1 pseudogene is annotated in these 277 nt (G+C 64.3%); it reads left to right on the top strand.

The window, feature by feature from the left end:
* Positions 1–277, top strand: a pseudogene (locus tag ON31_RS29350) (IS21 family transposase); the annotation flags it as partial.

The raw sequence follows: 277 nt of genomic DNA, 5'->3' as shown, positions 1-277 counted from the left end.
GCTGTCTGAAGGGCGGCGTGGTCGCGAACGTGGTCGTCCCGACACCCGAATATGTCCGCTTCGCAACACATTACGGTTTCTCCCCGGACTGGTGCCATGCCGCCGATCCGCAGTCCAAGGGCATCGTGGAGAACTTGTGCGGCTATGCCCAGTCCGATCTGGCGGTGCCGTTGCTGACCGAAGCCGCGATGACCGGGCGTCCGGTGAGCCTGCGCGAGGCCAACGCGGCAGCGAAAACCTGGTGCGCGGAGGTGAATTCGGTGCTGCATTCGGAGAT

The sequence above is a fragment of the Nocardia otitidiscaviarum NBRC 14405 genome (assembly GCF_000308635.1).
Classification (GTDB): Bacteria; Actinomycetota; Actinomycetes; order Mycobacteriales; family Mycobacteriaceae; genus Nocardia; species Nocardia otitidiscaviarum.
This window is presented reverse-complemented; position numbering and strand designations above follow the sequence as displayed.